General features: G+C 63.5%; 21 protein-coding genes. 4 read left to right on the forward strand and 17 right to left on the reverse strand.

Annotated features, from left to right (window positions below):
• Positions 1-2: 2 nt before the first annotated feature.
• Positions 3-1,373 carry a leucyl aminopeptidase family protein gene (locus tag ACP154_RS02045; protein WP_421857318.1) on the reverse strand — a complete coding sequence of 457 codons (1,371 nt, stop codon included), beginning with the start codon at positions 1,371-1,373 and terminating at the stop codon, positions 3-5.
• Between the two features lie 148 nt (positions 1,374-1,521).
• Between ACP154_RS02045 and ACP154_RS02050 the strand changes: the two genes are divergently transcribed.
• Complete coding sequence (locus ACP154_RS02050; protein ID WP_421857316.1) at positions 1,522-2,355, forward strand: tetratricopeptide repeat protein; 834 nt, start codon at positions 1,522-1,524, stop codon at positions 2,353-2,355.
• A 21-nt stretch (positions 2,356-2,376) separates the two neighbouring features.
• On the opposite strand, the gene ACP154_RS02055 is transcribed toward ACP154_RS02050, so the two are convergent.
• The 10 genes from ACP154_RS02055 to ACP154_RS02100 form a co-directional block, all read right to left on the reverse strand.
• Positions 2,377-2,874 carry a hypothetical protein gene (locus tag ACP154_RS02055; RefSeq protein ID WP_107711447.1) on the reverse strand — a complete coding sequence of 166 codons (498 nt, stop codon included), beginning with the start codon at positions 2,872-2,874 and terminating at the stop codon, positions 2,377-2,379.
• A 69-nt stretch (positions 2,875-2,943) separates the two neighbouring features.
• The gene (locus ACP154_RS02060; protein WP_421857314.1) at positions 2,944-3,924 is read right to left on the reverse strand and encodes a type II secretion system F family protein; all 981 of its coding nucleotides are present in this window, start codon (positions 3,922-3,924) and stop codon (positions 2,944-2,946) included.
• Between the two features lie 9 nt (positions 3,925-3,933).
• A complete protein-coding gene (locus ACP154_RS02065; RefSeq protein WP_421857312.1) occupies positions 3,934-4,929 on the reverse strand; it encodes a type II secretion system F family protein in 996 nt (331 codons plus the stop codon).
• 3 nt (positions 4,930-4,932) lie between these two features.
• Entirely contained in the window at positions 4,933-6,468 is a 1,536-nt protein-coding gene (locus tag ACP154_RS02070) for a CpaF family protein (protein WP_421857310.1), read from the reverse strand.
• 9 nt (positions 6,469-6,477) lie between these two features.
• Positions 6,478-8,112, reverse strand: a complete 1,635-nt coding sequence (locus ACP154_RS02075; RefSeq protein ID WP_421857308.1) for an AAA family ATPase — start codon at positions 8,110-8,112, stop codon at positions 6,478-6,480.
• A gap of 13 nt (positions 8,113-8,125) precedes the next feature.
• Positions 8,126-8,782 (reverse strand): CpaD family pilus assembly protein, encoded by a 657-nt coding sequence (locus ACP154_RS02080; RefSeq protein WP_421857306.1) that lies wholly within the window; start codon positions 8,780-8,782, stop codon positions 8,126-8,128.
• A 4-nt stretch (positions 8,783-8,786) separates the two neighbouring features.
• Positions 8,787-10,379 carry a type II and III secretion system protein family protein gene (locus tag ACP154_RS02085; protein WP_421857304.1) on the reverse strand — a complete coding sequence of 531 codons (1,593 nt, stop codon included), beginning with the start codon at positions 10,377-10,379 and terminating at the stop codon, positions 8,787-8,789.
• On the reverse strand, positions 10,376-11,179 hold the full coding sequence (gene cpaB, locus ACP154_RS02090) for a Flp pilus assembly protein CpaB (RefSeq protein ID WP_107711453.1): 804 nt from the start codon (positions 11,177-11,179) through the stop codon (positions 10,376-10,378). The genes ACP154_RS02085 and cpaB overlap by 4 nt, the downstream gene beginning before the upstream one ends.
• A gap of 96 nt (positions 11,180-11,275) precedes the next feature.
• The gene (locus ACP154_RS02095; RefSeq protein ID WP_107711454.1) at positions 11,276-11,779 is read right to left on the reverse strand and encodes a prepilin peptidase; all 504 of its coding nucleotides are present in this window, start codon (positions 11,777-11,779) and stop codon (positions 11,276-11,278) included.
• A gap of 151 nt (positions 11,780-11,930) precedes the next feature.
• Positions 11,931-12,137 (reverse strand): Flp family type IVb pilin, encoded by a 207-nt coding sequence (locus tag ACP154_RS02100; protein ID WP_107711455.1) that lies wholly within the window; start codon positions 12,135-12,137, stop codon positions 11,931-11,933.
• A gap of 341 nt (positions 12,138-12,478) precedes the next feature.
• Here ACP154_RS02100 and ACP154_RS02105 point away from each other — a divergent pair, with 341 nt between their 5' ends.
• The 3 genes from ACP154_RS02105 to ACP154_RS02115 all read left to right on the forward strand — a co-directional run bounded on the left by ACP154_RS02105 (position 12,479) and on the right by ACP154_RS02115 (position 14,070).
• The gene (locus ACP154_RS02105; protein WP_158267809.1) at positions 12,479-12,925 is read left to right on the forward strand and encodes a pilus assembly protein N-terminal domain-containing protein; all 447 of its coding nucleotides are present in this window, start codon (positions 12,479-12,481) and stop codon (positions 12,923-12,925) included.
• Positions 12,926-13,022: 97 nt separating this feature from the next.
• Positions 13,023-13,529, forward strand: coding sequence for a TadE/TadG family type IV pilus assembly protein (locus ACP154_RS02110; protein WP_421857301.1), 507 nt, complete (start codon positions 13,023-13,025; stop codon positions 13,527-13,529).
• Between the two features lie 4 nt (positions 13,530-13,533).
• A complete protein-coding gene (locus ACP154_RS02115; RefSeq protein ID WP_421857299.1) occupies positions 13,534-14,070 on the forward strand; it encodes a TadE/TadG family type IV pilus assembly protein in 537 nt (178 codons plus the stop codon).
• On the opposite strand, the gene ACP154_RS02120 is transcribed toward ACP154_RS02115, so the two are convergent.
• The 6 genes from ACP154_RS02120 to ACP154_RS02145 form a co-directional block, all read right to left on the reverse strand.
• A complete protein-coding gene (locus tag ACP154_RS02120) occupies positions 14,067-14,891 on the reverse strand; it encodes an aminotransferase class IV (protein ID WP_421857297.1) in 825 nt (274 codons plus the stop codon). The genes ACP154_RS02115 and ACP154_RS02120 overlap by 4 nt on opposite strands.
• Positions 14,888-16,216 carry an aminodeoxychorismate synthase component I gene (gene pabB, locus ACP154_RS02125; RefSeq protein WP_421857295.1) on the reverse strand — a complete coding sequence of 443 codons (1,329 nt, stop codon included), beginning with the start codon at positions 16,214-16,216 and terminating at the stop codon, positions 14,888-14,890. Before pabB ends, ACP154_RS02120 begins: the two co-directional genes overlap by 4 nt.
• Positions 16,213-16,986: a tyrosine-protein phosphatase gene (locus ACP154_RS02130; RefSeq protein WP_421857293.1), complete on the reverse strand. Its 774-nt coding sequence runs from the start codon at positions 16,984-16,986 to the stop codon at positions 16,213-16,215. Before ACP154_RS02130 ends, pabB begins: the two co-directional genes overlap by 4 nt.
• Positions 16,987-17,193: 207 nt before the next feature.
• The gene (locus tag ACP154_RS02135) at positions 17,194-18,696 is read right to left on the reverse strand and encodes an AMP nucleosidase (protein WP_421857291.1); all 1,503 of its coding nucleotides are present in this window, start codon (positions 18,694-18,696) and stop codon (positions 17,194-17,196) included.
• Positions 18,697-18,699: 3 nt separating this feature from the next.
• A complete protein-coding gene (locus ACP154_RS02140; protein WP_107711462.1) occupies positions 18,700-18,915 on the reverse strand; it encodes an AMP nucleosidase in 216 nt (71 codons plus the stop codon).
• A gap of 102 nt (positions 18,916-19,017) precedes the next feature.
• Complete coding sequence (locus tag ACP154_RS02145) at positions 19,018-20,319, reverse strand: ectonucleotide pyrophosphatase/phosphodiesterase (RefSeq protein WP_421857289.1); 1,302 nt, start codon at positions 20,317-20,319, stop codon at positions 19,018-19,020.
• Positions 20,320-20,339: the final 20 nt, after the last annotated feature.

Raw genomic sequence — 20,339 nt, forward strand, 5'->3', positions numbered from 1 at the left:
GATCAGGCTCCGAACCGGGTTTTGAGGTAGGTGTAGACCGCCCGGCCCGCGAGCATCTCACCGCCCTGCGGACGGCCTGGGCGGGCCGCCGGCGTCCAGCCGAAAATGTCAAAATGCGCCCATTCTTTCGCGTCTGATCCGAACCGGCGCAGGAACAGCCCCGCCGTGATCGAACCCGCAAACCGGCCCGAGCCGGTGGAGCTGAGATCGGCGATCGGACTGTCGAGCCATTCGTCATAACGGTTCCACAAGGGCAGGCGCCAGACCGGGTCGTCGACGGATGCGCCCGCCTGTGAGACGCCTTCGGCCAGGGCGTCCACATCGGTGTAGAACGGCGCCACATCCGGCCCCATGGCCACCCGCGCCGCCCCGGTCAGCGTCGCCATGTCGATCAGGAGCTCAGGATCGGATTCGCACGCCTTGGTGATGGCGTCCGCCAGCACCAGACGCCCTTCCGCATCGGTATTGCCCACCTCGACGGTCAGGCCCTTGCGGCTGGTCAGGATGTCGCCGGGGCGGAACGCATTGCCCGCAATGGCGTTTTCCACCGCCGGGATCAGCACGTGCAGGCGCACCGGCAAATTGGAGTCCATGATCATGGAGGCGAGGCCCAGCACGGTGGCGGAGCCGCCCATATCCTTTTTCATCAAGAGCATGCCGTCGGCGGGCTTGATGTCGAGACCGCCGGAATCAAAACAGACCCCCTTGCCCACCAGCGCCAGGCGCGGATGGTTTTCATCGCCCCATTCAAACTCAATCAGGCGGGGCGCATCCGCCGCGGCGCGGCCCACCGCATGGATCATGGGATAGTTCTGTTCCAGCAGGGCGTCGCCTGTGATCACGCTGACCGAGGCGCCATGGGCGTCAGCCAGCTTGCGCGCTTCCGCTTCCAGATGCGAGGGCAGCATGTCGCCCGCCGGCGTGTTGATCAGGTCGCGCGTCAGCATCACCCCTTTGGCGACGCGTTCGGCTTCGGCCACATCGCAATCTTGCGCGGTCACCAGCCGCGCCGGAGCGCGCTTGGGGGATTTGTAGCGAGTGAACTGATAGCCGCCGAGCGCAAAGGCGATGGCGGTCTGAGTGGCGTCCCAGCCCTGGGGCAGGCCGTCATAGGCCCAGTCGCCTTCAGGCAGGCTCAGCGCGGCGCCCGCCGCGTCAAAAGGCGATTGGCCAGAGCCCGCGCCGACCAGCGCATCGAGCCCCGCCTCGCCCGGCAGCATCACTACCTGCCCCGGCCCGGCTTCAAACCCGCTGGCGCGCGCATGGGCGGCGCTTGAGTCGCTCAATCGAGACAGCTCGGCCTCAAGGCCTGAGGCTGTGACCAGGCGCGCGGTGCGGGCGAAATCTGAAGGCGAAGCGAAAAGGTCGGTCATGCTCACTCTTTCAATCACACTTAGGTCTTGCAGGCGTCCTGCGCCAAAGATGAACACGGTGGAAACGTTAACGACTTCTTGACCGGCTCACGGGCACTCTGAATCTCTACATTTGGATGCATATAGCCTGACGTCAAAAAGGTAGAGCATGGCCCGCCTGTCTCCTGCAATCGCTGCGCTGTGGATCACCGCCAGTCTGGTCGCCCTGACGGGCTGCGCCACCCATGCCGAGCTGCAACCCACCGAACAGGAAGCCGAGCTGAGCGAAACCCTGCAGGGACGCTCCATCGCCCCCGCCACCGCCGCCGAGCGTGACGCGATCGAGAACCAGGACCTTTTGACCCAGGCGGCGTTCTGGGCCGAGGCGTATGAGCTCAATCCCGGTGACCGTGAAGCCGCCTATAAATTGTCAGACGTGTTGCGCCAGCTGGGATCCAGCCAGCGCGCGGCGGAAGTCGCGCGCCAGGCGCTGGCGCTGTATCCCGCCGATCACGAGCTTTTGAGCGCCTATGGCATGGCGCTGACCGCGGACGGACGCGGGGCGCAGGCCGTGGAATACCTGATGCGAGCGCTCAATTCAGGCGAGCCGGACTGGCGTCTGATCAACACGCTGGGCGTCGCCCTCGACCAAAGCGGACGCCCAGAGCAGGCGCGGGCGCGCTTCATGGAAGCGTTGGGGATCGCCCCGGGCGAGCCTGCGATCATGAACAATCTGGCGCTGTCATACTTGCTGGGCGGTGAACCTGAACGCGCCGAAACGGTGCTGCGTCAGGCGATGCAAACCGTCACGGCGGGCCCTGAGGTGCGCCAGAATCTCGCCATGGCGCTGGCCCTGCAAGGCCGCTTCGACGAGGCGCGAGAAATCGCCCTGATCGATTCCACGCCGGAAATGGCGGACGCCAATCTTGAATATATCCGCGCCCTGATGAGCAGCCCGCGCAGCTGGGACCAGCTGCGGGGCTCTGAAGCACTGGGCGGTTAGCCTGATTGGCTTAGAGACGGGTCAGACGTCGTCCACATCAGGCGGGGGCGCCATGGGCGGCGGGGCGGTCTGCACGTCTTCGACTTTTTTCAGCGGGAACCGGGTCTTCAGCGACTGGCTGACCATGATCTGGTCAAAGCGGAAATTCTCCGCTTCAGCCCTGAGCTCCACCGGCGCCCGTCCATCCTTGGACGCTTCAATGGCGCGGTAGAGCGCATAGAGGCGCAGATACCCCTTGTCGTCCTTGGTCAGCGAGGTTTCATCAAGGCCCGCGCAGACGTCCAGAAGCTTGGCGTTGCCGGACCGGCGCTTGCCGCTGGCGAGGTCCACCACAGCGGACGCCAGCGCCGGCTTCCAGCCGCCATCGGCGAATTTGAGCTTGCGGGGGACCGCCGCCAATTCCTCGCGCGCGCGATTGAGATCGCCTTCCGCCAGCGCATCCAGGGCGTGCTCCGCCGCCTGGTCGGCGATCCGGATCGCCTCCCGACGCTTGGCCACAGCCTTTTCACCACCAAACATGCCTTGACGGCTCCCTCTGAACGCGACGCTTCGTCATAGATCAAAGCGCGAGCCTTACCCTAGCGGGGCTTACATGTTTTGGAAACTGATCGCGGCGGGGCCGATGATCACAACAAACAGAACCGGAAGGAAAAACAGGATCATAGGCACGGTCAGCTTGGCCGGCAGGGCCGCCGCTTTCTTTTCCGCATTGCTCATGCGCATGTCGCGGTTTTCCTTGGCCATAACCCGCAGCGCCTGCCCCAGCGGCGTGCCGTACCGCTCCGCCTGGATCAGGGCGGTCGCCACCGCCTTCACCCCGGCGTGATTGGTGCGCTTGCCCAGATTTTCAAACGCCATGCGCCGGTCCTGCAAATAGGCCAGCTCGGCGTTGGTCAGGGACAATTCTTCGGCGAGCTCCATCGAGTTGGCGCCAATTTCGGCCGCGACCTTCTGCAACGCCGCTTCAATGGACATGCCGGCCTCAACGCAGATCAACAACAGATCCAGCGAGTCGGGAAAGGCCTGCATGATCGAATCGCGGCGCTTGGCGGCCTGGTTGGACAGGTAGATGCCCGGCGCATAATAGCCCAGCACCGCCAGCCCCATCACAATCGTCAGGCGCTGCATCAGGGGCAGGCCGAAATCATTGACCACCCACAGATAGAAGAACCCGATCAGACCCAATACCGGCGGGACGGCGAAGCGGGCGAAATAGAAGGCGTAGACCGGCCCCTGCCCCCGATAGCCGGCCTGAACCAGCTTGGTCTTCAGATTGGCGTCTTCCAGCAAGGTAGCGAGATTGAGCTTCTCCACCACCTTGCGATAGAGAGAGCGCGTATCCTTGCCGCGCAGGCCGCCTTTTTTCTCGGCGGCGGATTTCTCTAGCTCTTCGCGCGCCTTGCGGCGGAGCTCGTCGCGCCGATTGGCGACCGCCTTCATCCGTTTGTTAAGGTCATTGCGACCGAAGGCAGGCGCGGACAGCGTCCAGATCGTCGCGAACACAAGCCCCGCGGTGATGACCGCGAACAGATTGGCCGGGGTGACGATCCAGTTGATGAAATCACTCATGCCGCCCCCCTACATTTTGAAATTGATCATGCCGCGCATGACCAAGATCCCCGTGAGCATCCACACGCCCCCGCCCAGCAGCAAGAAATGCCCGGTCGGCGTGGTCAGAAGCGGCGTCATGTAATCGGGCGACATGATCGACACCATCACCCCCACGCCCGGCGGCAAGGAGCCGATGATCCACGCGGAAGCCTTGGCTTCAGACGACAGCGCGCCGACTTTCTCGCGCATCATCTTGCGAGCGCGCAAAACCATGGAGAGGTTATTGAGCGCCTCGGCGAGATTGCCGCCCGCCTTTTGCTGAATGGCCAGCACGGTCGTAAAAAACGACAGCTCGGGCAAGGGCATGCGGCGATACATCCGGCGCATGCCTTCTTCCACATCCACCCCGACAGACAGGCCTTCGACCAGAAGCTGGAATTCCTGCTTCACCGGGGCCTCGCCTTCCTGGGCGATGATCTTCAGCGTCTCATTGAGCGGCAGGCCGGATTTGACGCCGCGCACGATGATGTCGAGCGCATCGGCGAAATTCTCGGTGAACTTTTTCTGCCGCGCATTGCGCATCACCCCCAGCACCCAACGCGGCAGGCCCAGCCCTGCGATGATGGCGGCGGCCAGGGCGATCAGCGGGTTCAGGCCCGCAATGATGACGCCAAACGCTGCGAAGAAGCCCAGAATGGCGGAAAAGATCCAGAACTGCAGCGGCCCGGTTTTCAGCAAGCCCGCCTGGTCCAGGCGCGCGCGCAGGGTCAGCGATTGTTTGCGTTCGGCCTTCTGGCGCTCTTCGAGCTCCTTGAGCCCTTCCTGGATCTGACGGCGTTTCTGGTTGGCGCTGTCCACCGCCGAAACCCGGCGACGCCCCGCCTGCAATGGCCCGCCAACCGCACCTTCCAGGCGCATCTTGCGGTTTTTCTCCTCGCCGGAGCCCACAAACGCAAAGCCCACACCGGCCACGGCGATAAAAGCGCAGCCGGCAGCGACATAAAGGGCGAGATCGGGGGACATGGATCAGGCCTCCGAAGCGTCGAGGGCGGCGGCCAGCTGGGCGTCGAGGCCGAAATAGCGCGCGCGCTCCCAGAAATTCGGACGGGCGATGCCTGTGGAGACATGGCGGCCGGTGATGTCGCCGTTCTCGTCCTCACCCGTGATCTCGTACAGGAACAGATCCTGGGTGATGATCACATCGCCTTCCATGCCCAGCACTTCGGTCACATGGGTGATCTTGCGCGAGCCGTCGCGCAGGCGCGCAGCCTGGATGATCACATCGATCGAGCCGGAGATCATCTCGCGGATGGTTTTTGCGGGCAGGTTATAGCCGCCCATGGTGATCATGGATTCAATCCGGCTCAGCGCCTCGCGCGGCGAGTTGGCGTGCAGCGTGCCCATGGAGCCGTCATGACCGGTGTTCATGGCCTGCAACAGGTCAAACGCTTCCGAACCGCGCACCTCGCCCACGATGATCCGTTCAGGCCGCATCCGCAGACAGTTCTTCACCAGATCCCGCATGGTGACCTGGCCCTGCCCTTCAAGGTTGGGCGGGCGGGTCTCAAGGCGCACCACATGGGGCTGCTGCAGCTGCAGCTCGGCGGCGTCTTCACAGGTGATGATGCGCTCGTCTTCGCCGATAAAGCCGGTCAGGCAATTGAGCAGCGTCGTTTTACCCGAACCCGTGCCCCCCGAGATCAGCACATTGGCGCGGCAGGCGCCGATGATTTCAAGGATACGCGCCCCTTCAGGCGAGATCGAACCGAACTCCACCAGGTTCTGGAGCTTGAGTTTGTCTTTCTTGAATTTCCGGATCGTCAGCGTCGGGCCGTCCAGCGCCAGCGGCGGCGCGATCACGTTCACCCGGCTGCCATCCGCCAGACGCGCGTCACAAATGGGCGAGCTTTCATCCACCCGGCGACCAACCTGGGACACGATCCGCTGACAGATATTCATCAGCTGGCCGTTATCGCGGAAGCGGATATTGGTCTTCTGGACCTTGCCCTTCACTTCGATGAACACATCGCCCGCGCCATTGACCATGATGTCGGCGATATCGTCGCGCGCCAGCAAGGGCTCGAGCGGTCCATACCCCAGCACATCATTACAGATGTCCTGAAGCAATTGCTCCTGCTCGGCGATGGACATGGCCACGTTCTTGATCGAGATGATCTCGGTGACGATGTCGCGGATCTCGTCGCGCGCGGTCTCGTTGTCCAGTCGCGCCAGCTGGCCCAGATCGATGGTGTCGATCAGGGCGTTAAAAATGGTGGTCTTGACCGCGTAGTATTCCGCTGAGCGCTCTGCGCCGATCGTGGCGGCCTGATTGGGCGCTTTGGGTTTCAGCGCCGCGGCCGGTTTGGGCTTCGGCGCCGCCGCGGCAACGGGCGCAGGCTGCGCTGCAGAGGCGGCGGGCGCCGGTTTTGCGGGGGCCGGCTTGGGCGCAGGCGGGCGCGCCTGGGTCGCAACCCCGCTAGCGCCGCCCTGGGACGGGCGCGGCGCGCCGCCGCCAAATTGCCGCGGCGGGGTTTGCGAACCAGGAGGGCGCTTACCAAACATGATCGCGCGTTAGCCTTTTCCCAGAAGCGAACCGAACAGGGATTTGCGCCGCGGTGCGGACGGCGCCCGGCCGGTCAGTTGCGCCGCGAGATGAGAGAACCCATCCGCCGCTTTTGATTTGGGATCCACTTCAGGGATCATCTGGCCGTTATTGGCGGCCTTGCCAAACAGGGCAGGCTCAAACGGCAGCACCAGCACCGGCGCCGCGCCCAACGCGTCTGAGAAATCCTTGAGCGGGATGTCGGGCTTTTTCGGACAGCCCGCCATGTTCACCACCACTTTGGGCGGCTCGTCATTGGGGCGGGCGTTATGCACCAGATCAAACAGGTTCTTGGCGTTGCGCAAGCTGGCGAGATCAGGCGTCACCGTCACCACTACCTGATCCGCGCTCAAAAGGGTCTGGCGCACCCAGGGGCTCCAGGCATGGGGCAGATCCAGCGCCACAAACGGCGCCTGACGACGCACCTTGTCGAGCACGGTCTCAAACGCTTCGGAGCCGAAATCCCAGTCCCGCTCCAGCGTTGCGGGCGCCGAAAACAGGCTGAGCCGTTCCGTGCAGCGCACCAGCAGGCGATCCAGCAGCGCATCGTCGAGACGGTCGGGCTCTTCAAGCGCCATGGCGATGGTCTGGGCCGGGTCCTGATTAAAATCGAGGCCGGCCGTGCCAAAAGACAGATCCAGATCGACCAGCACCGCATCCGACCGCAAGCCTTCAGTCATCTGCCAGGCGACATTGTGGGCGATGGTGGAGGAGCCCACCCCGCCCTTGGCGCCGATAAAGGCGATGGAGCGGCCGGCGAACGGCGCTTCGGGGTCCAGGAACAGGCCGGAAATCGTCGAGATCAGGTGCAGCGGCGTCATTGGCAGGACGAGATATTCGCTCACTCCGCGCTTGATCAGCTCACGATAGAGCGTGATGTCATTGGCGGCGCCGATAATGATCACCTTTGTGTCGCCGTCACAGACCGCGGCCAGATCCTCAAGCTGCTGGAACAATTCGCGGCCGCGCATCCCGGTCTCAAGGATCAGCAGCTCGGGCGTGCTCTCGTCATGAAAGCGTTCAATGGCGGCGGACAAACCGCCCAGCTCCACCGTCACATGCGTGCGCGCCATGCGGCGGTCATCTGCGGCGTGATGGATCAGACGCCCGGTTTCCGGGCTTTCGCAGAAGGCATGGATCGCAATGCGCGGGACCGGCTGATTGATCAGAGACTCATCAGGGCCGGACACAGCCGAAATCTCACCTGACATGCCGTCCGATGCGAGGGGCGAGGTGAGCGGCAGGGAGTCCGCATCGCCGAACGGGTCCGGCCTGGGGTCACCCGCCGGGGCCCGGGCCGGGCGCAAAGGCGCCGCCGGCTCATACCCGTCAAACTCATCATCATAACCGGCATGCTGATTGGCGTCGGCCAGACGGGCGCCGAACGGGCGCGCGCCAGGATCGGCCGCAGGCTGCGCCGCCGTGTTCACGTCGCCAAAGCCCTCGTCTTCACCCAGCATCCGACGTTCAATGCTTTCCGCACCATAGAACGGGTCTTCCGGCGCAGCGTTCAATGGCTCAAGCGGCGTGTAGGCGTCCTCGGCGACAAATTCGTCGGCGACGTCGAACGCTTCATCTTCAAAGGCGTCAGCGGTGCGGTTCATAGCCATACCCTAATCAATTGCCGACGCTGGAGCTGATGGCGCCGCTTTCGCGGTCGGAGCGCTCACTGGCGGTGGACCGGCCCTGCCGGTAATTGTCGAGCACGCCCTGACGCCGCGCGGAATCAGGCGCATCCATTGTGCGCGGCGCCACCAGATCGCGCGGATCGGCGACCATGCTGGCGAGATTGTTGGCGGTGGCGCAGCCAAAGCGCGGCCAGGTCTCGCCGGGGCGCGCCCGCGCCATATCGTTCCATTCGGTCGAGCACTCAGGTGCGATCGCCTGATACCGGGTGAAGGAGAAGATCACCGGTGCGCTGACCCGGCCGCCTGCTTCATACGCGCCGCCGGCAATCTGACGCCAGTCGAGACCGGCCGCGTACAGCCGCGTGCGCGCTTCAGCGATGGCTCCGATCGCGGCGTCGGCATTGCCGGCGTTTTGCGGATAGGAGATCACCAGCGGACCATGGCCGCGCGCCTTGTACTCGGTGGCGACGGCCTCGATCACATCGATCTGGTTCCAGGTCAGCCCGTTATCGATGGCGCTGACATCCATGCTGACGCGGACGGTTTCCGCTGCAGCCGTGGCGCGCGGACGCGGTTCAGAAGTGCTGGCGCACCCGGCGACAACCAGAGCGCCAGCGACCATCAGGCTTTTGAAGACAAGATTCATCACGCTACTCCAGCACAAATCCGACCGGGCCTGACCAGCCGCGGTTTTCCACCTGCGCGCCCGGCGCGGCGTAAACCCGGTTCAGACGCCCCAGAAAGGCGCCGGCGGCCAGCGAGGACACGGCGAACCCTTCCGCCGGGCTTTCCAGATCATTGGGATTGACCGGGTCCACCAGATACGGCGTGACCACGACCACAAGCTCGGTTTCATTGTTGGCGAAATCACGAGACCGGAAGAGAGACCCCAGCACCGGCATGCGCTCGATGCCCGGAACGCTGTCCATGGCCTGGCGCGTCTCTTCACGGATCAGGCCGGCGATCACCATGGAGCCGCCTGAAGGCAGCTCTACCGTGGTCTCGGCGCGGTTCACCGACAGGGCCGGAATGGTCACGCCTGGCACTGAGCCCGTGACATTGCCGTCACCGTCCGTGATCACGGTCGATGTCAGGGAAATCGCGCCTTCATTGGACAGCTCGGACACTTCTGTCGAGACCCGCAGCGAAATCCGGCCTTCGGACAAAACGACAGGGGTGAAGCCCAGCCCGACGCCGAACGGCTTGAACTCAATGGTGACATTGCCGTCGCGATCCCGTCCGACCGGCACTGGGAATTCCCCGCCCGCCAGGAATTGCGCCGGCTCGCCGGAAATGGCGGTGATGTTGGGTTCGGCCAGTGTCCGCACCAGCCCCACACGCTCCAGCGCGTTCAACGTGGCGGAGATGGAGCTTTGCAGCACGCCATCCACCAAATTGCGGGTGCCGATGGTGCCCGCAAGACCGCCGAGCGCCGCGCCCGCAACGCCAAAGGCGTTCGAGGTGCCCCAGGACGAGGAATTCTGGAAGCGTCCGGGCTGATAGACTTCGAAAATGGGCGCGCCGTTCTGGTCAAACAACGGGTCGCCGCGATCATTGGTGGCGGCGGTGCGAATGTTCGGCGTGAACTCGCCAAACGCCTGTTCGCCGCTCAGATTGACACCCAGCTGGCGCACCAGAGTGCGCTCCATTTCGACAATGCGCACCTGCAAGGTGACCTGGTCACGCCCTTCGACAGTCAGGAAAGAGACGACCTGATCGGGGTTTTCCACCCAGCGCTGCGCCACTTGCAAGGCGGTGTCAGCGGCGGAGGCGGACGGGACTTGCCCGGACAGCACGATATTGTTGTTCATGCTTTCCGCCAGCACCCGGCCTTCGGGAACAAAGCGATCCAGCGCGTCCTGCAGCGCGGCGATGTCGCGCTCGACCCGGACATTGAGATCCAGGATCAGTCCGCCATCGGCGTCAAAGAAGAAGATATTGGTGCGGCCCACATCCTGACCCAGAACGAAGGCGCGCCGTGTGGTGCGCACCACAGCGCTCGCGACCGCGTCATTGGCGATGACCACATCGGCGGCGTCTTCAGGCAGATGAATGACGGCGGCCTGCCCCAGCGGCAATTGCAGGCTTTCCGACGCCGGGCCTGCGCCTGGCTCGCGGATGTGAACCTGCAAGGTATTGTTGGCTTCTGTTCGGCCGCCCGACAACTGGGCCTGCGCCGGAAACGCACAAGCCGCCGCAAGCACAGCGGCGGCGCAAACAGCCTTGGAGATGGATCTCATCATGGCGTCCCTCCCAGGGCGACGCGCTGTTCTGCGCCATATCGGATGATGCGCACTTCCCGGCCATTATGGGTCTGACCATTGGACGATCCGTCCGGCAGGCGGGGCCCGCCCTCACGGTCTGCAACCGAACGCAAAGCCAGCACGATATCGCCCTCCGCCACGCCCAGCGCCACGGCGCGGGTCTGGTCCGGGGTCAGCTCCAAGGTGGCGGTCGAGCCCAGCACGACGGTTTCACCGTCTTCCACATAGGTCTGGTCAATCGCAAGCACGCGGACATTCTCGACCAGCACTTCGGAGAGATAGCCCGCATCCCGGGCGGAAGTGGTGACGAGCACGTCCACCCGGTCATTGGGCAGGATGAAACCGCCCGCGCCGGATTCAGCTGAGATCGGCACGGCGACGGCGCGCATGCCCGGATCAATGACGGCGGCCATGAAACCCGCCTCGCCCGGCTGCACCAGCTTGCCCGGCAGGATCGGCTCGCCGTCCACAAAAGCGGCGCGAGCGATCGAGCCGTTCAGCGCTTCAAGCGCGTCGGGATTGTCATTGCGATTGAGGAAGGCGGGCATCACCGCTTCGACGGGCCAGTCCGTCCAGCGAAAGTCAGATGCGCTGACGCGCATGGAGGGGCTGATGTCACGGGCCGCCACAAGCACTTGCACGACTTCGGGCTCAGCCGCCTGCTCCACGATGACAGGCGCGGGCGCGGCGGCGGGCTGCATGGCGCCGCGCACGAAGACGGCGGCAAAGACAGCCGCAAGCGCAGCGACAGCAAGCACGATCAAGCGAACAGCGTTCATGTCGGACCCCAAAACCCTTTTGCGCACAAGGCGTCAGCAGGTATCAGAGCCGATAATTCTCAAGGCCGCGTTAATGCTGGGTGATCAGCGCGTTAACTAACCCGTATAGACCGAAAACATCTGGGCCTGGGGCAGCACCAGCAAGGCGCCCGCAGCAATCGCGACCGCATACGGCACCGGCGCGCCCTGAGCGAGCGCAGTCGCGCCCAGAACATCAGAGGAAATCGGCAGCATGTTCACGATCTGACGCGCGATCACCAGGATCACCGCCAGCACCCCGCCCGCCGCCACGGCGATCAGGACAAAGGCCACCCCGTCCGGCCAACCGAACCAGAGCGCGCCCGCCGCGAGCAGCTTCACATCGCCCCCGCCGACCCAGCCCGGCGCCCAGAGCGCCATGCCCAGCAGCAAGACGCCCAGGCCCGTCAGAAACGACAAACCGGCGTCCATCCAGCCCAGGCCCAGAAAAGGCGCGGCGACGACCCAGCCGGCGATGAGGACGCCCGGCACCCAATTGGGAATGGTGAAGCTGCGCACGTCATACCAGACAGCGCAAAGCATCAAAAAGGCGAAACCCAACAGGGCGATATTGGAAATCATGAGCCAAACCCGGACACAGCAAGAGAGGCCAAGACCCTATCCGCTTATGCTTAAGGCTTCTCAAACGCGCTTCATCCGATTTCAAATGCAGAAAAGCCGCCCCTTTCGGGACGGCTTTTCACATGCGTTGCTGTGATCAGCGCCGCGACGCTTAGCTTTCGCCTTCACCGCCGCCAGCCGCGCCGCCGTTTGCGGTCGAGAGCTGCGTGCCCACATTGGTGAAGGTGGTGCTGAGGTTAGTGCCGAGGGTCGTCACGGCCGTGATGATCACTACGGCGATCAGCGCAGCGATCAGGCCGTATTCGATCGCGGTGGCGCCAGACTCATCTTTCAGAAAACGCGAAACCAGGTTGTTCATCCCATCCACTCCATAGATATTTTTCTGTGGCCCCAGGAGCGCAGCCTTGTTCCCGCCCCGTCCTGAATGCATGTGGAGTAAAACCCGAAGACGATTTAAAGCGAGTAAAAATCCATGCTTTATTTTTGGTAAAAATCAAAAGCCGCAGCTATAACTAATAAAAAGTAAATTCAAGATTCCACAGCATTCAAATCATCAACACCAATAAACAACCTGCTAAGACGGTCTCTCCTTAAGCCTGCGCACGGGCTTGCTTCAAGCGCCGGATGCAGACGCAGCGTTTAGGTTTCCTTCACGGCCCGACCCCATACTCAACCCAGCTCTATAGAGAGAGGCCTGTTATGGGTTTTCGCGCTTTCGCCATCGCTGTCTGTCTGGTTCTGGGTCTGGGGTCTGCTCAGGCGCGGGAATTTGTCGTCTCCGCCGACCAGGCGGGACTGATCCGGCTGCCCGGTGATGCGGCTGGGGTGATTGTGGGCAATCCCGGGATCGCCGACGCCACGCTCTATGACTCGCGCACCTTGTTTGTGACCGGCAAGGTGTTCGGCCGCACCAACCTCATCGTGCTCGATGATGCGGGCCGCGTTCTTTATACCTCTGACCTTGTGGTGGCGCAGCCTGACAGCGGGACCGTTCAGGTTTTCCGCAATTCTGGCCGGCCCGAAACTTATGTTTGCGCACCGACCTGTCAGGCCCTGCCACAGATCGGTGACGACCAGAGCTGGTTCAACGACATGAACATCCAGCGCAACGCCATCCGCGACGGCGCGGGAACCGCCGAAAATTAACTGTACCGTTTCATCGGGCATTAAGCGCTCCGCCGCATACTCCCGTCTTCGATAAGAGGGATGGGTCATGCCGCTGAAGGCGAGGATCAAAACTCATTTGAGCCGGTTCATCCGTGCGCGCCGGGGCGCGGCGGCGGTCGAGTTCGCGTTGATTGCAGCGCCGTTTTTCCTGTTGATTTTCGCCACGCTGGAAGTCGCCCTGTTCTTTCTGGGCTCCACCATCATCGAGAACGGTGTCAACGAAGCGGCGCGCAGCATTCGGACAGGCCAGCTTCAGCAATCAAACCAGACTGTGGCGGATTTTCGCGGCTCGATCTGCGAACGCATCAGCTCGGTGGCCGATTGCAGCCGCATCAAGGTGGATGTGCGCACCTTTGAGTCCTTTTCTTCAAGCTCCACCGGCTCGCCCCTGAACGGGGACGGCGAGATTGACGACAGTGCGTTCACCTTCAATCCCGGCGGCGGCGGCGATGTGGTGGTGGTGCGCGTGTTTTATGACTGGCAATTGCTGGCGCCCGGCGTGATCTCGGGCATGTCCAATATGGGCGACAACAAACGCCTGATTACGGCAACGGCCGTGTTCCGCAATGAACCCTTCGAGTAGCCCCATGCGACAGGTCATTCAGTCCTTGCTGAGCTTTCGGCGCGACCAGCGCGGCGTCTCGGCGGTGGAGTTCGCCCTGCTCGCGCCGTTCATGATCGCGCTGTATCTGGGCTCGGTGCAGCTGACCCTGGGATTGACTGCGGACCGCAAGGTCTCCCAGGTCGCCAATTCAGTGGCCGACCTCGTCACCCAGGACGATTTCATCACGGATGCGGACCTGCTCGACATCTACGCCGCAGGCGACGCCATTCTGAACCCGTTTGACACCGGCCCGTTGAGCCTGCGCATCACCTCGATCCGGATGGACGCCGATCAGGAGATCTTCGTGGACTGGAGCGAAGGCGACGGCATGACGCCGCTCGACACCGACAGCCTGCCCGAACTGCCCGATGGTCTTCTGGCGCCCATGAACTCAATCATCATGGTGGAAGCGCATTATCGCTTCTCCACCAATCTGGGCGAATTGACGAAAACGCCGATCACCCTGTCAGACACAGCCTATCTGCGGCCTCGGCGCGGGCCCTGGGTGCGTCGCGGCTAAGGCGCAACCTCACACAGCGCTTTCATCCGGCGCAGCGTGGCGTCCGCGAGCGCCAAGGCGTGACCCGCGACGCGCGACAGCGGCACGACGCCCCAAACAGCGTTGGTGACGAACGCCGCCTCGGCCTGCATCAGGGCGTCTGGTGCAAATCGCCCCTCTGTCACACGCTCTCCCTCAGCCTCCAACGCTGCAATCAGCGCGGCCCGGCTCGTACCGGGCAGACAGCCACAGGACAGGTCGGGCGTGAACACACGTCCCGCCGTCACCCAGAACAGATTGGCGCTGTCTGCGCTGGACAGATGCCCCTCGGCTGACAGAACGAGCGCCATATCCGCGCCCTGACGCAGCGCATCGCGACGCGCCATCAGCATGTCAGCGTAATGGGTCAGCTTGAACCGGCTGGAGATGTTACGCGCATCGCGCCTGGCGCTTTCAATAAGCGTGGCGCTCAGAGCTTGCGGCGCGTCTGGCAGTGCGTCAGCGGTGATCAGCACAGTCGGCGCAACGCCCGCAGGCGGCGCGAGGCCTCCGCCTGATGCGCCGCGAGACACGGTCAGGCGCACCCTGGCGCGTTCAAGCGCATTCGCCTCACACAGCTCTGTCACCGCCGCTTCCAGCCCGGCAAAGTCCGGGCAGGCGGTCTCGATCTGCTTCAAGGCGCTCTCAAGGCGCGCGCGATGACGCGGCCAGCGCCGCACTGCGCCCGCCTCAAAGCGCAGGGTCTCAAATGCGCCGTCGCCCAGAAGAAAACCCCGGTCCGCCGGATCGATCCGGGCGGCGTCCGCGTCCAGAATTTCACCGTTCAGCCAGACCTTTGTCATCTGCGCCCCTCAATCGCCGCCTTGAGCGCAGCGGCCTTGTCACGGGTTTCCGACAGCTCGTCCTCCGGGACGGAATCAATGGTGATCGCGCCGCCTGAACGCACCTGGACATCCCAGCCTTGCGCCGCCTTTCGAAGGCTTGCGGTGCGGATCATCACGTTGAAGTCACACGCCCCGTCTGCGCCCAACCAGCCCAGTGCGCCGCAATACGGCCCCCGGCTTTGCTGTTCGAGCTCGGCGATGATCTGCATGGCGCGCACTTTCGGCGCCCCTGTGATGGAGCCGGGCGGAAATGTCGCCGCGATCAGATCAAACACGTTGAGGTCAGGGCGCAACCGCCCCCGAACCGTGGAGACCAGATGATGGACATTGGCATAGCTTTCCACGCTGAACAGGTCCGGGGTCTTGACGCTGCCGGGCAGACAGACCCGCGCCAGATCATTGCGCATCAGATCCACAATCATCAGGTTTTCCGCCCGGTCCTTGAGCGACGCGGCCAGCGCATCCGCTTCGGCCCGATCCTGATCGGCGTCCGCCCGACGCGGCCGTGTGCCCTTGATAGGCCGGGTCTCGATCTCACCGCTGGCGGACGCCCTAACAAAGCGCTCGGGCGAATTGGTGATGACAACCTGATCCGCACTCAGCCGAAAATAGGCCGAGAAGGCGGAAGGGCTGTCCGTGATCAGACGCTCAAACACCGCCAGAGGCGCCTGGTCGCCAGACATATGACCGGTGAAGGCGTGAGACAGATTGACCTGAAAGATATCGCCCGCACGAATATAGTCGCGCGCTGTCTCGACGGCTTCGAGATAGCGCGCGTCCGGCCAGTCCTGAGACAGGCGCCCTTCACCGATGGAGGGCTGACTGTCCGCCGGAGCTGTCTTGAGCGTTTCGATTAGCAGAGCCGCCGCAGGTGCGGCGCCCAGCGCCCGCAGGGTGCGCGCCCCGTGATCAAATTCCAGCACCGCCTCATACCAGCCCATGGCCACGACCGGGGGGGCGCCCGGCGCCGGGGGGCAGACAGGCAAGTCTTCAAACGCCTGGCCCAGATCATAAGCGAACAATCCCGCATAGCCGCCGGAAAAGTCCTCGCCCACAGACCCCGCCAAAGCGCGATAGCCCGTCTTGAGGCGGTCAAACCCTCTGACAGGGTCGTCGTCTTCAATGATGAAATCAGGATAGGCGCACAGGTAGCTTTTGCGCCCCCAGGGCTGGGCGCCGCCGCCTTGCAGCAAGAGGGTGTAAGGTTCGGCGTCAAAAGCCTTGAGCGCCTGAACCGGCTCGATCCAGTCCAGTGTCTGCGCCCGGTCCGGCGCCGCGCTCACGAGGTTTTCAGCCGCTCGTGCAATTGCGCGATCACGGCGTCACTCAGGCCCAGCTCGCCACGCAGATACCCCGGCACATCGCCCACGGCGGCCATTGCGGTGTCGAGATAGGACTCCTCAACCCCCAGAAAGGCGCGGATCTCGCGGTCACCCACATCGCGGCCCATGCCGTCGCGGATGCGCTTGGCGAACCGCGGCGCCAGCTCGTCATAGTCCACAGCTGTATTGGTCATCAGATAGTCTTCGCGCACCGCATCGGCGTCGACGCCCAGCTCGAGCAGCAAGAACGCGCAGAATATGCCGGTGCGGTCCTTGCCCGCCGCGCAATGGACGACAAACCCGTCTTCGGGATCCGATTGCGCCAGCGCTTCAAACCCGGCCTTGAACACCGCCTTGTTGCCCGGATCAAACGGCAGGCGCTCATAGGTTTTTTGCATGAAGCCGCGGATATTATCGAGGGTCAGATCGCTTTCGCGCAAAAACGCCAGATGCGGCGGCTCGGCATGACCGGCATGGTCTGAGCTGAGCACAGTGATCGGGCCGGATTCATCCCAATGCGAAGGCTCGGCCTCGCGTTCGCGCGGTCGGCGCAAATCGGCTACGACCTTGATGTTGAGCCCGTCCAGGGTTTGCACATCCTCGTCGGTCACGCGGGAAAACTGGCCTGACCGATACAGGCGGTCACGCACCTGTCCCCCGCCGTTGAGCGGGTATGCGCCGAAATGGCGAAAATTGTAAACGCCGGCGAGAGGTAAAACGCGATCAGTCATGGTGTCGAACTAGATCCAGACAAGGCTGCGATCAAGGAGGCGGCGCGGCCGGCCCCCGGGGCGAGATGAACCAACATAGCGCAATGCATTCCTCATCCTAAGTACAATCCGGAGCGAATTGCCGTGTTAGAGGTACGCATTGCGATAAAGGGGCTGCGGCGACCGGTTGAACCGGCCGCCCCTCAAACAGGACCCAGATCGCGCCGCCTAGCGGAAGGGCGGCTCGTCAAAGCTTCTGAGCTTGCGCGAATGCAGGGCGTCCGCGCCCTGCCGCTTGAGGATCTCCACCGCCTCAATGCCCGCCGCCAGGTGTTCAGAGACTGATTTGGCGTAAAAGCGGTTCGCCGCGCCAGGCAGTTTCAGTTCGCCATGAAGCGGCTTGTCCGACACGCACAACAGCGTCCCGTAAGGCACGCGCAGGCGGAAGCCGTTGGCCGCGATGGTGGCGCTTTCCATGTCTACCGCAATGGAGCGCGACTGGTTGATGCGCCGCGCCTCTTGCGTATAGCGCAGCTCCCAGTTCCGGTCGGCGTATGTCACCACCGTGCCGGTGCGCAGACGGCGCTTGAGCTCGCCCGCATCATCGCCGCTGACCGTCTCCACAGCCTCTTGCAGGGCGAGCTGGATTTCCGCGATGGGCGGGATCGGGATCTCCACCGGCAATTCGCGGTCCAGCACGCTATCATAGCGCAGATAGGCGTGCGCCAGCACGTAATCACCCAGACGCTGGGAATGACGCAGACCGCCGCAATGGCCGATCATCATCCAGCATTCAGGGCGCAGCACCGCCAGATGGTCGGTGATGTTCTTGGCGTTGGACGGCCCCACCCCGATATTCACCAGGGTGATCCCGCGGCCATCCTTGGTCTTCAAATGATAGGCTGGCATCTGGAACCGGCGCCAGGGCGCGGCGCTGACCTCGCCGATCGGGTCTTCGGTGCTGGCGTCCACATGGACAAAGCCCGCCGCGGACAGAGAATCATACTCGGTGTTCTCGTCCTTGACCTGCTCGACCGCCCAATCCACGAACGCATCCACATAGCGGTGATAGTTGGTGAACAGGATGAAGGGCTGCACATCCTCATAGGGCGTGCCGGTGTAATGGCGGATGCGCTGCAACGAATAGTCGGTGCGCACCGCGTCAAACAGGCTGAGCGGGCGAGGCCGTCCGGCGATGGAGGGCCGCTCGCCATTGGGCAGCGCATCGTCAATCCCCGCCAGATCGGCGTAGGGGAAATGGCGCACCAGCTCGGCCGGCGACGCCGCATCCATATCCAGATCATCTGCGCCGTCGAGCACGTAGGAGAAGGGAATCTCCTGCACCGACAGGCCGGTCTCGATCTTCACCGGATACATGTCGGACAACAACTCGATCTGCTCGACCAGATAGCGCCGGAACTGTTCGGGATGCGTGATCGTCTGCTCGTAGACGCCCGCTTCGGAAAACTTGCCGAAAGCGCGACTGATCGGCGGCACGGCGCCGTCAGGCTGGTAGATGATGCGCAGCGCCGGATAGGCGAAGGCGCCCGCGAAGCGATCCGCTTCGGACGGCGGCGGGCCGCCCTCGAGATAGATTTTCAGCTCTTCACGCAGCGCTTTCACCGACGCTTCAAACATCACGCACAGCCGATCCACCGCCTCGGTGGCGGTGGCGGCGCGTTTGAAGGTCTTCTCGACAGCCTCGTGGGACACGATGTCGGTATCGCCCAAGGCCTAGTCCTCGCGCTTGACGAAGGTCACCGTGAACAGCGGCTCGCCGTCAAACACCGGCTCGGTCTTGCCGTCTTCGTCAATCATCTGAAACGCGGTGGGTTCGATCCGGCCTTCCATGCGATAGCCGCGCTCGGCCATGCGGCCGCGATGAAACTCGAGAGCCGCCGCCGAAAACGTCTTGGCCAGGAAAGTGATGCGATGCGGTTCGTCTGCCATGACGGCCTCCTTGAAACTCAGGTGCGCTCGACGCGCGGTTCTTAAGTCGTACCGCTATCTCCGCGCGCTTCCAAGCCGGGATGACCACCCCGAGCGTGCGACTTACTGCGCGGGGCAGCGCCCGCCGGTCACGCGCGCCACCTCAGCAGGATCGCCGTCAGTCTCAGCAGGGTCCAGCCCCAGCGCGCAAGCGATCATCAGATAGATGTTGACGTTCTCGAACGCCGACACTTCGCCCACCCCGTCAAAGCGGGGGCCGGCGGCGACAAAAGTCGCGCCCATGACCGGGTCCAGAGCGTCATAGCCGTGATTGCCCGGAAGGATGCGCCGCGGCGATTGCTCAAGGCTTGGCGCCACCAGGCTCCAGCCGGCCTCGGCCACCACCAGAAGGTCCGGGCCGCGCGTGGGATGGTCGAGACGGTAATGATCGGGCATCTCGCCGGCCTTGTAGGCGACCACATGGTCATTGCCCGAAGCGTTGATTGCGTCATACGCCTCATCGATCGCGGCCTGATCTCCGTCTTCAGAGAACAGGAAGATATAGGGCTGCGCCCCCGCGCCCCAGCGTCCTTCCATATGCGGCGAGTACACGCGATCAAAATCGATCCAGTCATCCACTGCCACGATGCGATCCTCAGAGAGCTGGGCCATGCCATGATCAGAGACGATGATGATATTGGTGGTCTCCAGAAGCCCGCGAGCACGCAAGCCCTCGACCAGCTGGCCCACATATCCGTCCACCTCCGCCACGGCTTCGGCGACCGCCGCGGTCTCAGGCCCGTGGCGATGGGCGACGCTGTCCACGTGGTCAAAATAGACCGCCGCCAGACGAGGCTGGTCTGCAGCGCGCGCGTCATACCAGGCCAGCACTTCGTCCACGCGTTCCTGATAGGGCTTGTCATGCTGATAGGGCATCCAGATCGAGGGACGCAGGCCGTCATGCGCCACTTCCGAGCCCAGCCAGAACATGATGGCGCTGGTCAGCCCCTCGCGTTCAGCGGTGGTCCAGATCGGCTCGCCCTGCCACCAGAACGGATCCTGGGCGGCCATGGGATTTACAAACCCCGTGCGCGCCTCGCGATCATAGGGCGCGTTGTCGGTGATGCCGTGATTTTCAGGGTAAAGCCCGGTGGCGATGGAATAGAAATTCACAAAGGTCTTGGACGGCATGACCGGGATCATGCGCTCGGCCTCCACGCCGCGGGCCGCCAGCGCCTCCAGGGTGGGCGCGTCATAGAGATCCAGGAAATCCGCACGCATGCCATCGAGCCCGATCAGCAGCACGCGCTCAGGCTGCGCGGTCGCCGCCAGCTCTGGAGCGGAGGTTGTGTCAGAGACGCTGGCGCAGCTGGCGAGCACCAGCGTGCTGCAGGCGGCAATCGTATAGACAAATGACCGAAACATGACGCATCCCCATGCGATAC

Origin of the sequence: Oceanicaulis sp. (assembly GCF_965249665.1) — a bacterium.
Classification (GTDB): Bacteria; Pseudomonadota; Alphaproteobacteria; order Caulobacterales; family Maricaulaceae; genus Oceanicaulis.

What these genes read in the sequence shown, in the direction of transcription:
- ACP154_RS02130 (WP_421857293.1), bottom strand. Translation starts at nt 16,986, where the DNA reads ATGACTGATCGCGTTTTACCTCTCGCCGGCGTTTACAATTTTCGCCAT.
- ACP154_RS02120 (WP_421857297.1), bottom strand. Translation starts at nt 14,891, where the DNA reads ATGACAAAGGTCTGGCTGAACGGTGAAATTCTGGACGCGGACGCCGCC.
- ACP154_RS02100 (WP_107711455.1), bottom strand. Translation starts at nt 12,137, where the DNA reads ATGAACAACCTGGTTTCGCGTTTTCTGAAAGATGAGTCTGGCGCCACC.
- ACP154_RS02045 (WP_421857318.1), bottom strand. Translation starts at nt 1,373, where the DNA reads ATGACCGACCTTTTCGCTTCGCCTTCAGATTTCGCCCGCACCGCGCGC.
- ACP154_RS02095 (WP_107711454.1), bottom strand. Translation starts at nt 11,779, where the DNA reads ATGATTTCCAATATCGCCCTGTTGGGTTTCGCCTTTTTGATGCTTTGC.
- cpaB (WP_107711453.1), bottom strand. Translation starts at nt 11,179, where the DNA reads ATGAACGCTGTTCGCTTGATCGTGCTTGCTGTCGCTGCGCTTGCGGCT.
- ACP154_RS02085 (WP_421857304.1), bottom strand. Translation starts at nt 10,379, where the DNA reads ATGATGAGATCCATCTCCAAGGCTGTTTGCGCCGCCGCTGTGCTTGCG.
- ACP154_RS02065 (WP_421857312.1), bottom strand. Translation starts at nt 4,929, where the DNA reads ATGTCCCCCGATCTCGCCCTTTATGTCGCTGCCGGCTGCGCTTTTATC.
- ACP154_RS02080 (WP_421857306.1), bottom strand. Translation starts at nt 8,782, where the DNA reads ATGAATCTTGTCTTCAAAAGCCTGATGGTCGCTGGCGCTCTGGTTGTC.
- ACP154_RS02050 (WP_421857316.1), top strand. Translation starts at nt 1,522, where the DNA reads ATGGCCCGCCTGTCTCCTGCAATCGCTGCGCTGTGGATCACCGCCAGT.
- ACP154_RS02060 (WP_421857314.1), bottom strand. Translation starts at nt 3,924, where the DNA reads ATGAGTGATTTCATCAACTGGATCGTCACCCCGGCCAATCTGTTCGCG.
- ACP154_RS02075 (WP_421857308.1), bottom strand. Translation starts at nt 8,112, where the DNA reads ATGAACCGCACCGCTGACGCCTTTGAAGATGAAGCGTTCGACGTCGCC.
- ACP154_RS02070 (WP_421857310.1), bottom strand. Translation starts at nt 6,468, where the DNA reads ATGTTTGGTAAGCGCCCTCCTGGTTCGCAAACCCCGCCGCGGCAATTT.
- ACP154_RS02055 (WP_107711447.1), bottom strand. Translation starts at nt 2,874, where the DNA reads ATGTTTGGTGGTGAAAAGGCTGTGGCCAAGCGTCGGGAGGCGATCCGG.
- ACP154_RS02105 (WP_158267809.1), top strand. Translation starts at nt 12,479, where the DNA reads ATGGGTTTTCGCGCTTTCGCCATCGCTGTCTGTCTGGTTCTGGGTCTG.
- ACP154_RS02140 (WP_107711462.1), bottom strand. Translation starts at nt 18,915, where the DNA reads ATGGCAGACGAACCGCATCGCATCACTTTCCTGGCCAAGACGTTTTCG.
- ACP154_RS02145 (WP_421857289.1), bottom strand. Translation starts at nt 20,319, where the DNA reads ATGTTTCGGTCATTTGTCTATACGATTGCCGCCTGCAGCACGCTGGTG.
- ACP154_RS02115 (WP_421857299.1), top strand. Translation starts at nt 13,534, where the DNA reads ATGCGACAGGTCATTCAGTCCTTGCTGAGCTTTCGGCGCGACCAGCGC.